The following is a 14014-nucleotide window of genomic DNA, read 5'->3' on the forward strand; positions in this document are numbered from 1 at the left end:
GGAGGTCCTAGATCCGGCGCTGGGAGAACGTCAGTGTCCGGCGTTCTGCGGCTGGAGAGGGCCGCTGTGCCAGCTGGCCAGGAAGCGGAGGGCCTCGTCGCTGGGTGAGCCGGGCTCGGGCAGGTAGGTGACCAGCACCTGGTCGGGGTCGTCGCCGACCTTCAGGCTCTCGTAGTCGAGGACCAGCTCGCCGACGAGCGGGTGGTCCACGCGGACTTCGCCGTTCGAGCGTTCTCTGACGTCGTGCTCCGCCCACAGGCGGCGGAAGTCGGCGCTCCGCATCGACAGCTCGCCGATCAGCGTGGCGAGCTCCTTGTCGCCGGGATGGCGACCGGCGTCGAGCCGGATGAACGCCACCGTCTCGCGTGCCTTGTCCTCCCAGTTGAGGTAGAGGGCCCGGACGGACTCGTCGAGGAACACCAGGCGCGCGCAGTTGAGACCTTCGGCGGGCAGGGGGGGCTCCGTGCGGCCGAAGAAGAGCAGCGCGGCCAGGCGGTTGCAGGCGAGCAGCTCGGTACGGCGGCCCATGACGAACGCGGGCCCTCCGCACGCGTCCAGCAGCCGCTGGATCGTGGGCCGCACGCGCCGCGACGGCCGTGGCTCCGTACGGCGGCGCAGAGAGCGGGCCACGTTGCGCAGGTGGGCCTGCTCGGTCTCGTCCAGCCGCAGCGCCCGGGCGATCGCGCCGAGCACCTCGTCGGAGACATTGGCGGCACGTCCCTGCTCCAGGCGCACGTAGTACGGCACGCTCACCCCGGCGAGCAGGGCCACCTCCTCGCGGCGGAGCCCGGTGACCCTTCGGCGCTCCCCGTACAGGGGAAGCCCGGTGTCCTCGGGCCGTACGCGTGCGCGCCGCGAGCGCAGGAACTCTCCCAGCTCTTTCCTCACGTCCACACCCTTCAGTATCGGACATTCCGGACGCGCCGCCCTGACCCTGCCAGTACCACCCTCACCAGAGTCCTCCCTGTCCCCGTACGACGTGCAGCAGCATCTCTGCCGAACCCCATCAACTGGAGAAATGCGATGACTTCTCAGTCCTCTCTTGCCGGTCGGCGCGCGGTCGTGACCGGGGCCTCTTCCGGGATCGGCGCGGCCACCGCCCGGCTGCTCGCGGCCCAGGGCGCGCGGGTGGCCCTGGTGGCCCGCCGTCAGGACCGCCTCGACGCGCTGCACGCGGAGATCAAGGACGCGGGCGGCTTCGCCGTGCCGATCGTCCTCGACCTGGCCGCGGACACGGTCGAAGCCGGTGCTCGGCTGGCGGCCAGGGAACTGGGCGGCGTGGACCTGGTCGTGAACGCGGCCGGAATCCTGTCACCCGGCCCGGTGCTGGGCGGCCCGACGGACTCCTGGGAGCGCCAGATCGACCTGAACCTCACCGGGCTGCTCCGCCTCTCCGGCGCCCTGCTGCCCGAGCTGGTCGCGGCCGCGTCCGCCGGCGGCGCCGCCGACCTCGTCAACGTCTCGTCGGCGGCGGCGACCCAGGTGGAGCCGGGAGCGCCGGTGTACGCGGCGACCAAGGCGGCCGTCAGCCATCTGTCCAGGCATCTCCGGATGGAGCTCGCGCCGCACGACGTGCGGGTCACCGATCTGCGGCCGGGGATGGTCCTCACCGAGCTGCTGTCCGGCTCGGAGATGGGGGTCGCCTGGACGGAGGACATGAGGAAGCGCATCGACCCGCTCACCGCCGACGACGTGGCGCAGGTCATCGCCTTCGCCGTCGGGCAGCCGCGCCACGTCAACCTGCCGGAGATCGTCGTGATGCCCGTCAAGCAGATGTGAGCCCTTCTGCAGGGGTCCGCTCAGGTGCTCACCAAACGGTGCTCCCAGGCCCAGGCTGTGATCTCCACCCGGTTGCGTGCGCCGAGCTTCGCCTGGACGGCCGCCACGTGGCCTTTGACGGTGCTCAGCGAGATGCCGAGCTCCGTGCCGATCTCCCGGTTCGTCCGGCCCTTCGCGACAGCCCGCACCACCTCGGTCTCGCGTTCGGACAGCGGCCTGGCCGGGACGCGGCTCTTCGGCTTCGCCTCGGCGGTGAGGTGGCGGAGCAGGCGGAGGGTGACCTGCGGCGAGATGAGGGCGTCACCGGCGTGCGCGGCCCTGACCGCCTCCACGAGGAGGTCAGGGCCGGCGTCCTTCAGCACGAACCCGACCGCGCCACCACGCAGGGCGCCGTAGACGTACGCGTCGAGGTCGAAGGTGGTGACCACGACGACCCGGAGCGGATCGCGCACGTCCGGCCCCGCCAGCGCAGCGGTGACCTGAATACCGTCGAGCCCCGGCATCTGCACATCGACCAGGCACACGTCCGGACGCAACCTGCGGGCCAGCGCGACCGCCTCCGCGCCGTCCCCCGCCTCCGCGACCACCCGCATACCGGGCTGATCCTCCAGAATGACCCGCAGACAGTCCCGGATCACCGGCTCGTCATCAGCAAGCAGCACCGTGATGCTCATCGGGGAGGCCTCGCGGGGAGGGCGGCCTTGACGGACCAGCCGCCCTCGGGGCGTGGGCCGGCCGTGAGCGTGCCGCCGAGGGACTCGACGCGTTCCCGCATTCCGAGCAGGCCGTAGCCGCCGCCGCGGCGTGGGCGGTCCTGGGCCGTCCCGTTCGTGACCGCCACGATCAGCATGCCGTCGGCGTCATGGACGGCGACGGTGACGGAGGCGGCGTCCGCGGCGTGGCGGGAGACGTTCGTCAGGGACTCCTGGACGATCCGGTGGACGGTACCGGCCACGCCGGGCGACCATTCCGGCTCCCCCTCCGGGAGCGACAACCGCACCGGAGGCCCGGCGTACCGGCTGACCAGCTCCCGGACGCTCGCGAGCCCGAACCCGCCCGACAGCGCGCCACCGAGACCGTCATCGGCGCCGCCCCCGCCGTACGCCTCAGCAGCGTCGAACCCGGCGGAGCCCGCACCGTTCCTCTCTCTCGTCCCCGAGGGACGCAACCCCGCGAACACCCCCGGCGGCGCGGCGGCGGGTTCACGGAGAAGACCCACCACGTGGCGGGTCGCGGCGAGGGCGTCCGCTCCGGCGGTCTCGATGGCGTCGAGGGAGTCGGCCGCCTTCTCCGGGTGCCGGCGGGCGACCACACGGGCGGCCTGCGCCTGGAGCACCACGCTCGTGACGTGGTGGGCGACGACGTCGTGCAGTTCCCTGGCCAGCTCCAGACGTTCGTGGCGGCGTACCCGGTCGGCGGCGGCACGGCGGCGGACCGCGAGCAGCCGCGGCCCCAGACCGGCGGCGACGGCGGCGAGCCAGCCTGCGCAGTTCAGCAGCAGCACGGCGTTATGAGGGGACCCGGAGAGCACGCTGCCGCAGGCGACCGCGAGCCCGCCCGCCGCGACACCGGCCGCCTGCCGCCACGGCAGCACCCTGACCGCCGACGCGACCAGCACGGACGACCCGAGCACGACGCCCGGCCCTGGCTCGGCCGGCAACCCCGCGACCCGAGCCACGGCGATGGCGAGCGTCGCGACGAGCAATCCGGCGACCGCCGCCCGCAACCGCCCCCGCCGCCGTACGACCGCCAGCCCGCACACCACCGCGCCGGCCGCACACCCGAACTGCCAGTACCCGCCACCCCAGCTCTCCGCGATCCGGTACGCCGTGAACGCGAGCACCACGAGGCCCGCCGCCCCGACCGCCGCATCCACCCACCGCTCCCGCACACGGGCCACGCTAGAAGGCGGCGACCGGCTTCCGTACCGGCCGAAAGTACGGTTCCCGCCTCCGCTCGCCGACCCGGCCGGCTCCCGGGCCCCCACCGGCCGGCGACGCGGTGTCCCGCCTGCGTCCGCCGGGCGGGACGCGGCACAGCGAACGCGGCGGAGCGGGGTGGGGCAACAAGTCGGGGTCACCGATGGGCAACTCCCTTCCGTCGCGCCCGGCCGCGCACCACACTGGTGGCGCGGCCATCGCCCTGTTCTCCGTCGTACGCGTACCGTGGCTCTTCGATGGAGCGTCCCGCGATGGCCGTCACCATGCCCAGGCTCCGACGCCAGGCCCGTGATCGTCATCGATGCCAGCTCCCGGCGCATCCGTGGAATCCGCCATGCATCGGGATTTTTCCCTTATGCCGTTCGGTATCCGCCGAAGGCGGGGCGCCGCGAACACCCCTACGATCGGGTACGCCGCCTCGGGAAGGGAACTACGCATGACCGACAGCGCCCTGTGCGCCTGCGGGGCACCGCTCGACGGACGTGACCGCCAGATCCGCTTCCGCCTTCCCGACCCGGTGCTGGCCCTGGATCCCGCCGAGCGGGAAGCCGGCCGCTGGGGCAACGACGTGATGATGGCGGTGGAGAACGTCGGCGCCTTCGTCAGGTGCCTGCTGCCGGTCCGGCTCTCCCACGGATTCTCCGCCACGTTCGCCTTATGGCTCGGCGTGCACCCGGCGGACCTGCAGGCGGCCTATGACGTGTGGACGGCGCCCGAGTACATCGATTTCGAACTGTCCGGATTCGTGGCCAACGCGATCGAGCCCTGGGGCGCGGACCTGCTGGCCGCCCCGGCCCGCGCCGTCGTCAAGGACCCGGAGCACGTGCCGTACATCGTCGAGAGCTCCCACGACCTCCTCGCCCAGGTGATCACCGAGGAGTGGCCGCACCACGAGGTGATCCGGTGAACGGGCCCTCCCCTGCCACCCCGGCGCGGCTCGCCCGGCACCGCACCTCACGCGGCTCACCGGACGAGACTCAGGCGCCGGGCGAGCGCGGACGGCGGCGGCGGGTACCGGTGGGACGGCGGGCCACGAAGACGTACTCGCGGCTGTCCTCGGTGCAGGGCTCGCCGGCGAAACCGCCGTACAGCGCCTCCAGCTCCAGCCCGGCGACGTCGATCAGCCCCAGCCACTCGTTCTTCGTCGCCCACCAGGACGAGCTGGTCGAGCCGTCGTCGAGCACGAGGTCGATGCGGTTGTCGCCCACCGCGTACCGGATGGTGTGCGGCACGGGCGTCTCCCCCCGCGCGCCGTCGGCACGGGCGGCGAGGTGATGGTCGAAGGCGAGGGCGTTCCAGGCGAACCGCCCGCCAGGAAGGAGCGCGGCGGCGACCCGCTCGAACGTACGGCGGCGGTCGGCCCAGGTCGGCAGATGCTGCAACGACCGGAACGGGCAGTAGACCAGCGCCGCCGGCTCGTCGAGGGCGAACTCACGCATGTCGCCCGCACGCAGGTCGAGCGCCACTCCCGCCGCCGTCGCGCGGGCACGGGCCCGGGCGAGCATCGCCGGTGAGGCGTCGACCCCGACGACCTGCCGCCCGGCCGCCCGCGCGACGGGGATCGCCACCCGTCCGTCCCCCACCGCCAGCTCCGCCACCGGCCCGTCGGTCTGCCGCGCGAGCCCCACGTAGAACGCGATGTCGGCCGTCATGTGCGCCGACCATTCCGCGTACCGTTCGGCGAATCTCTCATCCCATGTCGTCGCCATCCCCTCACGATGCCACGGGAGATCGACGCTGTCGCTTCTGTACAAGACCGGGAGCGCTCGTTCCCCCTAGTCTCTTGTCGCGCGCGGGAGATGCCCGCGAACAGCCGCTGAAGGAACAGAAGCCATGGGCAACATCATTTCCAGCTTTTTCATCTCTCTTGACGGCGTAGTGGAATCGCCGGACCAGTGGCACTTCCCGTACTGGAACGATGAAATGGGCGCGGCGGTCGAGGGCGGCATGCAGAGCGCGGCGGCCATGCTGATGGGCCGCAAGCTGTACGACGAGTGGTCGTCGTACTGGACGACCACGGACGCGGACCCGGACATCGCCAGGACCTTCGCCGAGCTCCCCAAGTACGTCCTGTCGAACACCCTGGAGAAGGCCGACTGGGCGAACACCACGATCATCTCCGGTGACGTCGCGGCCGGGGTGCGCGCGCTCAAGGAGCGGATCGACGGCGACATCAACATGTCCGGCTCGGCCACGACCGTACGCTGGCTCCTCGCCAACGGCCTGCTCGACCGGCTGAACCTGCTCGTCCACCCGATCGCCGTCGGCCACGGCCGGCGCCTGTTCGAAGACACCCCGACCCACCCGCTGAAGCTGGTCACGTCGGAGACGTTCCAGACGGGCGTCCTCAACCTGAGCTACGTCCCCGACACCGCCGGGTGAGTGCCCCCGGCAGATCAAGAGCGCCGGAGGGTCACTCGATTGCACGATCTCCAGGGGTCTGGCTCCCCGGCCGGCTTCTCAGGAAGTTACGGGCGTCGAGCATCAGTCGCAATCGGCTGGCGTCCCAAAGAGGTCGGTTGATGTCCGCGTTCACGCGCTCACGAATCGCGGGCTCACACGCGGAGAGGACCGAACTCAGGTAAGGATCCGTGGCCTCCTCCGCGTACAAGATCCGCAACAGCCACAGAGGCGCCTGCCCGACATCCCAGTCGGTCCGGCTTCGCCGCAGCTCGGGGGCGCAGCCCTGGCCCGTCGCCGACAGCAGACATGCCAGATCCGTGGCGTCCGGCGTCGATCGCAGCGACGTGAGGCGCGTTGCCGCGCGCCCGAGCGCGTCGGCGCCCCAGCCGGGCTGATTCAGTCCGGTCGCCGCCCAGGCGACGGCCGGCGCATAGGCGACGTTGGGCGCTATCGGCGGTTCGCCGACGGACGCCGAAGGCGCTCCCGCCTGGTTCAGTATCCGGCACGCCCGTCCGGCCTGGAGCCAGTGCGCTCGTTCGTCACTGACGACCAGCTGGCCGACGAGAGACTGGAGCGCCGTGGCGAGTGCCCGCGAAAATCGCGGCACCGCCTCGGGGATCATCTCGCCGAGCACGTCCACCAGCGCGCAGAGCGAGGCGACGTCGAGACGCTCCGCGAGCCGCGCGATGTCGTGACCGGCCAGCTCCTCGAGAAGCCGCTGGGCACCGGCCGTGTTCCCCAGGGCCGCCATCGTGCGCGCCAGCTCGATGGCATCGACCACATCCGTGCTCCCGGCGAACGCCAACCGGCCGATGACCCGTTGGACGTTCACCTCTCCGGCCGCGGCGAATCCCCAGCCGGCGTCCCAGGCGGAAAGCATCCTCAGCAGCGCCGTAATCGCGCGAGGGCTGCTGAAGCGAGGCAACCCCTGGATGCGGACGCGGTATACCGGGTCGATCCAGGCGCTGCCGAACTCGCGGGTGACCCCGACACTCAGCAGGTCGCGGGCGGCGGTCGACTGGGTGACCGGATTCTGAATCTGCTGGATCTCACCGCGGAAGACGAAGGTGGCGTGCTGGTCGGCCGATACGTCCGCCAGCAGATCCCTCGCGAGCTGCGGACGCACGTCGTGGATGGCGCGCAGCATCGCCGGCGCGCAGGTCGGCTCCCCCAGCAGCGCACGGCGCAGCCGCGCCATCAGGATGTCCGCGACGCGACCGCCGATCGTGACGTGGCTGGGCGTGTCTCGCAGCCGATCGAGCGTGTCGCCGGCGGTGCCCCGGTCGATCGCTGTCAGGTGACGGATCGCCTGGACGAAGGCCTCCTCGTTGCGCACCATGCGCAGACGGCGCGCCCACTGGTCCGCTCCTCCGGTCGCTGCGGCGATCTCGCGGCCGACAGCCGGTACGTCGGCGTCGGTCAGCGTACGCGCGACCTCGGCGCACACCTCCAGCGCCGCTGTCGGGCTCGACGTGGCGAGACCTTCGACGAAGGGCGTCAGCTCCCACTGCTGCAGGAAGAGTGCCGGCAGGTCCGGATGAACCACCCGGCCCAGCCGGTGGAACACGGCACGGGCATGCGCGGTGGTCGCCGATGTCATACCCGAGAGCAGGTCCTGCCTGCGGAGCTTGTTCCGCAGCTCGCTGAGAGCGACAGCCCCGAGGTGCGGCTCGCTCACGAGCCGCAACGCGATCTCGGGGCCCCATTGTTTGCGCCCCCGGCGCACGGCGTCGACGACGACCGACAGCGCGTCGCTCAGCACCTCACTCCGGTAGCTCGCCTGTGCGTCCCACACCCCCTTGATGACGTGGTAGCGGACCGAGGTTCGAGGATCGTAGTTGAGCAACTCGATGATCCGGTCGGCGCCGACCGCCTCGGCCATCTCCGTCGAGAAGACGCTGCCGCTTTCCCTGAACAGGTCTTCGACCGACCGCGCGGCGGAGAGAAGTTGCCCGATGCCTTTGGCGTCCCTCGCTTCGCCGGCCCGCCGCGCGAGCACGCGAACGAGCATGCCGGAGGGGCCGTCGTTGAGTATGCGGTACGCCGTGTACACGTTCGCTCTGGCCACCGCGTGAATCAGCGCCGCGGTGTCGGTGGCGCCCGCCTGGGTGATGAGCAGCTCTCTGACGAGGTCAGGGAATTCCTTCCACTTCGTGAGCAGCCACGTGCCGAACTGCGGGATCGGCGCGCGGATCCCTTGCAGCCCGAGCACGAGCTCAGACGCCGTGGCGGACCTGAACGCCTGGTTCAGCGCGGTCTTGTACGCCGGGAACGTGATCTCCCAGTCGTGATCGACGAGGCTGAGCCTCAGATTCATCGCCTCGAACAACACTCCGATGCCGTCGGTCGAGTCCGGCTTGCGCTCGAGCAACTGCTGCACGGGCTCTTCCTGGTCCACCGGGAAATAGGGCGCTTCGTGCCACGTCTTCCTGGCCGCCCGGCGATACAGCTGGTCCACTCTTCGCACCAGCCGGTAGTCCTCCACGCGGACGGCGAGACCGTCCAGGACGTCGAGGGCGCGCTCCGCCACCAGGCCGGCGGCGTCGTCGCGGTTCAGCCGTTCCAGCGCGGACAGCATCGCGAAACGCTCGTCCGGGCGCCCCTCGACCTCGTCGAACGCCTGGCTGACCCCGTCGATGAACCAGGCCACGAGCTCGTCGATGACATCACCCGCCAGCAGATACTCGACCTGCTGGCAGGCGCGCATCAGGGCCAGCAGCTGGTCGGGGGGAAACTGCGTGCTCCCACGACACGCCCTGGTGGCCATCTGCGTGACCACCTTCTGCGCCGTACGGTCGGGCATGAGATCGCTGAGCTCCACCATGCGGGCGACGCTCAGGAGGGGCGCTGTCAGCACCCATTCGTCCAGTGATCCGTCCTCGCCCGCGGCCTTCAACAACGAGCGGCACGCGCTCTGGTGATACAGCCGGACACCATGCAGCCGTTCGACCGCCAGCTTGTCGCCGGCCCGCAGCAAACGGTCCAGGTCGGGTCCGAGGTGCTGGGTGAGCACGGTGTTGATGGCCTTCCACCGCGGCTCCCCCCGCCCAGCGGGCCTGTCCTCGGCTGCCTGCAGGGCGAGCATCGCGACGCAGTCGTTCGCGCTGGTCATCCGTAGGGTCCCCGGACCTCGCCCGGGTCCGATGCCGAAGAGCCACCGATCATCGTCACTGATCGTGTCGAGCCGCTGCTCCTCGACGTCCCCGGACACCAGGCTGACCGCCGCGGTGAAGACCAGTGCCTCGCGGTCTTCTTGCCACAACTCGCGGAAGCGGGCGGATCGGCGCGAGGCGAGGTCGGCGTCGCCGCTCATCAGCCTCGTGAGCATGCGGAGGTCGACCGGGACACCGGAGTTCAGCGCGGCGATCGCCGGATCCGGGTCGAGTGAGGTGTCAGCGGCAGCGAGGTCCTCGACGAACCGCCTGCGCGCCTCCTGGCCGACCACCGCCGTGGCCACGTACGCGTTGTCGGTGTCCCAGTCGACGGACGAGTTCTCGGCGTACTCCAGCACTCCCAGGACGGTGATCCGGAGTTGTTCCGCCACGAAGCGGAGCACTTCGGAGGCGTTGCCGTCACCGGTCGGCTGCAGATCCTCGAAGACCAGCAGCCAGCGACCGGACTGATCGGCGGGGTGGGCCGCCGATGACACAGCGTGGCCAGCGATCCGCAGGGCGCTGTGCCGGTCGGGAAGTTCGCGGGTGGCTCCGGTGATCACCTGTACGGTCCAGGGCCGTTTCCGCCGGGCCAGGCCCGCGGCCAGCCGACGCACAATGACGCTCCTGCCGCTGTGCCTGGTGCCGCCCAGCATCGCGACCGTCCCGGGGCCGCTCTTGTCGAGGAAGTGGCGCTCCAGCTGCCGCACCTGGCTGATCGTGCAGTCGGGGATCGGCTGGTCCTCGGGTGTCCGGCTCCAGTCGACGAAGTGCCAGCCCAGCAGGTCGAGCTCCTGCTTGTGCGCGTCGCGCTTCTTCTGCGACCACTGCTCGCCCCACACGATCGACGCGGCGCCGTCCAGTGTTCGTGGCGCGGGAAGGTTCCGGGGAGGTGAGCCGTCGCCTGGGTGGCACTGCCAGCCCGTCGCCGTGGGCACCAGCAGGTCTCTGCGCACTGCTCGGGCGGCGTCCACGCGCGGATCCAGCTCGGACGGGGACAAGGGCTGGAAGTTCGTGCCGTCGTAGCGCCCGGCGCTGACCAGTGGCGAAGGGCCAAGGCCGAAGATCTCACTCAGCAGCCACAGCGCCATCGGCAGGTCGGTGGCCGCCTCCGAGAGGGCGACCGGGCTCGGCCAGCGCACGTGGGGCTTGAAGGGCCAGGACGCAGCCGCCGGCTCCCTGCTCGGATAGGCGGACAGGACGGCGTCCACCGCGGCTTCGACCGCCGGCCGCTCCGTCGCCTCCAGGGCCGAACTCCAGCGGGGGTCGCCTTGTTCGTCGACGGTCAGGACGACGAACTCCCCGCCGGGGCCGCCGACCAGTACTTCCGCTCGGGAAGCGCCGGGCAGGTCTCCCTCGGGCTCCGTCCCCGCCACCAGGTCCGCCAGTGTCATCAGGTCCTGCACCACGTCGTCGGACGTCCCCGCGTCCATCGCCGCCTCGGCCAGCTCCATCAACACCGCGGCGCCGCCGAGCGCGCCGGCCCAGCGAAGGACCTGCTCCCGCTCGGCATCGGGCGGGTGCTCGAGCAGCGGCCGGACGACGGAGGCGTCGAAGTAGGTCAGGTGTCGCCAGACCGCATCGCCCGCTCGTATCGGATCAGCGAGAATGGCCCTGGCGAGGACGAGGCCCGCCGTCAGCCGGTCACGTTCTGGCGCCGAGGCGCGGATGTTCTCCGTCACATCGCTCCTACAAGCTTCATCGACAGCAGGCCGCACGTGCGCGCCACGAGCAGCCGGTTTCCTGCGTGCAGAGCCACCTCGACCGCGGGCTCGTCGAGCGGAAGCCGCGCCGGGGCCGCGGCGCGGGTCAGATCGTGGATCTCCAGCCAGCCGGAGCGGCCGGTCGATCCACCGACGACCGCCGTCGAATCGTCGAGCGCGGCGGCCCTCGTCTCGGCACGGCGAGCTTTCGTCAGCACCACGCTCTGCCGGCCCAGGCTGCGCAGGTGCAGATCTCCCGAAGCATCGAGGATCAGCCCCTGGTTGCCGCTCTCGGACACCGCGACGGTGAGCGGACGGTGCGGGACGGGGAACGGCGCCACCGACCCGCCTGACGATCCCCCCAGCCGCAGTGAGCGGATGTGGCCGGACGCGGACGTCAACCACACGACAGGTGCGGAGTCCGGCCCCGCCGTACGGACGGCGACCAGCTCGGTATCCATGGTGGCCAGCTTGCGTACGGGTTCCCCGTCGCCCAGCGTGCCGTCCCACGCGGTGGCTCCCGACGCGACGACCACACCGCCGCTCGGATGCAGTGACAGGAGCAGCGGAACCAGCCGGCTGCCGGTGCCGCCCGCGCCGCACGGTGGGACGAGCTCCGGCAGTGCCGTCGGCGGCGCGTCCTCATGGCACGGGACCAGCCAGATCTCCCGCCTCCATGTCGAGACCAGCGCGACGGCTCTGCCTCGCACGACCGCGACCGTAACGTCTCGCGGGTTTCCTGGAACGGTTACCTGCCCGCGCAGCCTGGTGCCGTCCGAAGGATCCCAGAAGGCGAGTGAATCGTCGTCCTGGACGGTGACGATCGCCGCGTGAGGGTCTGCGGAGGTGACCGTCATGTGCGTCACGCGAGTCGTACGCGCGTTGTCCGGCTGCACCCACTCGACGTCCACGGAGTGCTGCCGGTGATTCCCGGGCTCCGCGCGCCGCGACGTCCGGAACGCGGTCACGAGGGGCAGGACCGAGAAGCGTTCCGCTCCGATGCGTAACATCAGGGCGCGGTCGGCGACGGAGGCGTTGTGCGGCACGAGCGACCACATGTGGGAGCGCGGCCCGCGATCCCCCCGGGCACGGAGCTGCTGCAACGCCCTGGACACCACCACCGGCGGAGCATCCAGCAGGAACACGGGATCGTCCAGCAGGCTGCCGGGCAGCAGGCCGAGCGCGGCCGCGCGCGACACCAGCGTCAGGACACCGGAATCGACCGTCCGCCAGTCCGTCGTCCGCCAGTCGGCGACCTGGGGCAGGCGCTGCAGGAACTCCTCCGGCTTCTGGTGGCCGCCGCCCTCCGGATGGCCGAAGCGAGCATGCCAGCGAGCGGACCCGTCCGCGGCGGGTCGGCATTCCACGAGCGAGCGCATCAGGCCCGCGGCGGTGATGACGTCCTGAACGCCGACGCGCGGCCCACCTGGAGCCGAAGCCGCGGCAGCCCACTCCAACGCCGGCAGGGCGACGGCGTCTCCGTATTGGCACAGCGCCGAGAGCGCCGACACGATGCCCTTCGCCTTCTCCCCCAGTACGGCGCCGACGCGCTCCCGGCATACCCGATGCGCGGCCGCGTCCAGCGCCTTGGTCGCCTGGTCCACGTACCTGCTGACGGAGGTCTCACCAGCGGGGAGACGCGGCAGGGCGGTCACGGTGACGGCCACCGCCCACTCCGCCCCCGTGCGCGCGGCGAGCGCGTCGACCGCCCGGTCGAGCTGTTGTCCCCTGGCGCCTGGAACGGCGAGCTCGACCTGGAGCCGGAAGTACTTCCGTACGTCCTGCACGCACTCGTCCAAGTGATCGTCGAGGTCATGGACCCGGGAGGCCGCCTCGACAGGGATCCGCGACGAGGCGGGCAGGCCGACGATCAGACGGACGCGCGGCGCCGACCGGAGCGTTGCGAAGAATCGCGACCACACCTCCGGTTCGGTGGCTTCATCCAGATCGTCCAGCACGAGGGCGAGAGGTTCGGGCGCCGACCGCAGAACATCGGCGAGTTCTCGTCCGCCGTTCGCACCGGCGAGTTCCCTGAGCAGCATGGCGGTGACCTGGGACGGATCTCCTCTGCCCGCGGCCACGGACAGCGGCAGCGCCGGCCAGGCAGACGTGACCTCAGCCGGCATCGAACGCCGCGTGTCCTGGTGAAGCGTCAGGACGAGGTGCCCGAGCAGTGCGCTCCTTCCCGCCCCCGAGCTCCCGGTGACCACGGCGACGGGATCACCGTCCGCACCCATCAGGTGCTCGCGCAGCTCGCCAAGCAGGGCGGCACGGCCCCCGAAGAAGAACCCGGGCAGGTCCGCCGCCGCGACTCCCCGTGCACTTGCCACCCAATCGGCCGGAAGTGGTAAGCCACGCGGTGGTGAAGAGCTCTGATAACGGGGATTGGGCAGCGCCCGGCACCGCCCGGCGGAGTGACCGCCGGTGATCCAGACGGATTGAGCCCCCTTGAGTTCCTCGTTGACCTTCTCCGCGATGTCGGCGGGGTTGAGGTAGCGCTTGGTCCAGGACGGTTGTACCGCCCGGTCGACGATCTTTTTGAAGGCGGTCGCGAACAGTCCCTGCCGGGCCCTCTCCAGGCGACGACTCGCACCGATCCCCCAGAACCCCACGGTCGACGTCCAGGTGTTGACCTTCCGCGCCTCCTGCAGGATGGCGTCGAGGCCGGGCTCGGCCGAGCACGCGTCGATGATGAGCACGATTTCCCGCAGTGCCTTCCACTTCTCGTGCTCGAGGTTCACGATCAGGGAGGCGGGGTCGAACGGGGTTCCATCCGGCAACAGCAACCGGAACCGCTGGCTTTGGAACAGGCCGTGCCCGGTGCAGTAGATGACCAGGGTCTCGGCATCGACAGGGGCTTCGCGGGCGCAGAGGCCGGACGCGAGTACATCGTGCCTGCGTTCCTCCGAGGTGAAGGGAAGGTATTCCCGCAGACCGAGTGAGGTCAGGCATTGCCGCATGGTGCTGAGCTCCATCGGCACGCCGTCGAGATCGTCGAGGCCGTAACTCTCGCAGACGCCGTCGTCGTGCTTGCCGA

8 protein-coding genes are annotated in these 14014 nt (G+C 71.0%); 3 read left to right on the top strand and 5 right to left on the bottom strand.

The genetic code is table 11. From position 1 onward, the window contains the following. Positions 1 to 30: 30 nt before the first annotated feature. A complete protein-coding gene (locus ACIBP6_RS39195; RefSeq protein WP_397059271.1) occupies positions 31 to 888 on the bottom strand; it encodes a helix-turn-helix transcriptional regulator in 858 nt (285 codons plus the stop codon). A gap of 135 nt (positions 889 to 1023) precedes the next feature. Here ACIBP6_RS39195 and ACIBP6_RS39200 point away from each other — a divergent pair, with 135 nt between their 5' ends. Next, positions 1024 to 1779 carry an SDR family oxidoreductase gene (locus ACIBP6_RS39200; RefSeq protein WP_397059273.1) on the top strand — a complete coding sequence of 252 codons (756 nt, stop codon included), beginning with the start codon at positions 1024 to 1026 and terminating at the stop codon, positions 1777 to 1779. A 20-nt stretch (positions 1780 to 1799) separates the two neighbouring features. Here ACIBP6_RS39200 and ACIBP6_RS39205 read toward each other — a convergent pair whose 3' ends face one another. Both ACIBP6_RS39205 and ACIBP6_RS39210 read right to left on the bottom strand, forming a co-directional pair. Beyond that, positions 1800 to 2453 carry a response regulator gene (locus ACIBP6_RS39205; RefSeq protein ID WP_397059275.1) on the bottom strand — a complete coding sequence of 218 codons (654 nt, stop codon included), beginning with the start codon at positions 2451 to 2453 and terminating at the stop codon, positions 1800 to 1802. Further along, complete coding sequence (locus ACIBP6_RS39210; protein ID WP_397059277.1) at positions 2450 to 3670, bottom strand: sensor histidine kinase; 1221 nt, start codon at positions 3668 to 3670, stop codon at positions 2450 to 2452. Before ACIBP6_RS39210 ends, ACIBP6_RS39205 begins: the two co-directional genes overlap by 4 nt. A gap of 485 nt (positions 3671 to 4155) precedes the next feature. Here ACIBP6_RS39210 and ACIBP6_RS39215 point away from each other — a divergent pair, with 485 nt between their 5' ends. Then, a complete protein-coding gene (locus ACIBP6_RS39215) occupies positions 4156 to 4626 on the top strand; it encodes a DUF2199 domain-containing protein (protein ID WP_397059279.1) in 471 nt (156 codons plus the stop codon). Positions 4627 to 4696: 70 nt separating this feature from the next. Here ACIBP6_RS39215 and ACIBP6_RS39220 read toward each other — a convergent pair whose 3' ends face one another. Beyond that, on the bottom strand, positions 4697 to 5371 hold the full coding sequence (locus tag ACIBP6_RS39220) for a class I SAM-dependent methyltransferase (protein ID WP_397059281.1): 675 nt from the start codon (positions 5369 to 5371) through the stop codon (positions 4697 to 4699). 181 nt (positions 5372 to 5552) lie between these two features. Here ACIBP6_RS39220 and ACIBP6_RS39225 point away from each other — a divergent pair, with 181 nt between their 5' ends. Beyond that, positions 5553 to 6101: a dihydrofolate reductase family protein gene (locus ACIBP6_RS39225; RefSeq protein ID WP_397059283.1), complete on the top strand. Its 549-nt coding sequence runs from the start codon at positions 5553 to 5555 to the stop codon at positions 6099 to 6101. A gap of 31 nt (positions 6102 to 6132) precedes the next feature. Here the strand turns inward: ACIBP6_RS39225 and ACIBP6_RS39230 are convergent, their stop codons facing one another. Beyond that, a complete protein-coding gene (locus tag ACIBP6_RS39230) occupies positions 6133 to 11382 on the bottom strand; it encodes a hypothetical protein (RefSeq protein ID WP_397059285.1) in 5250 nt (1749 codons plus the stop codon). Positions 11383 to 14014: the final 2632 nt, after the last annotated feature.

Source organism: Nonomuraea terrae, from assembly GCF_044465245.1.
Taxonomy (GTDB): Bacteria; Actinomycetota; Actinomycetes; order Streptosporangiales; family Streptosporangiaceae; genus Nonomuraea; species Nonomuraea terrae.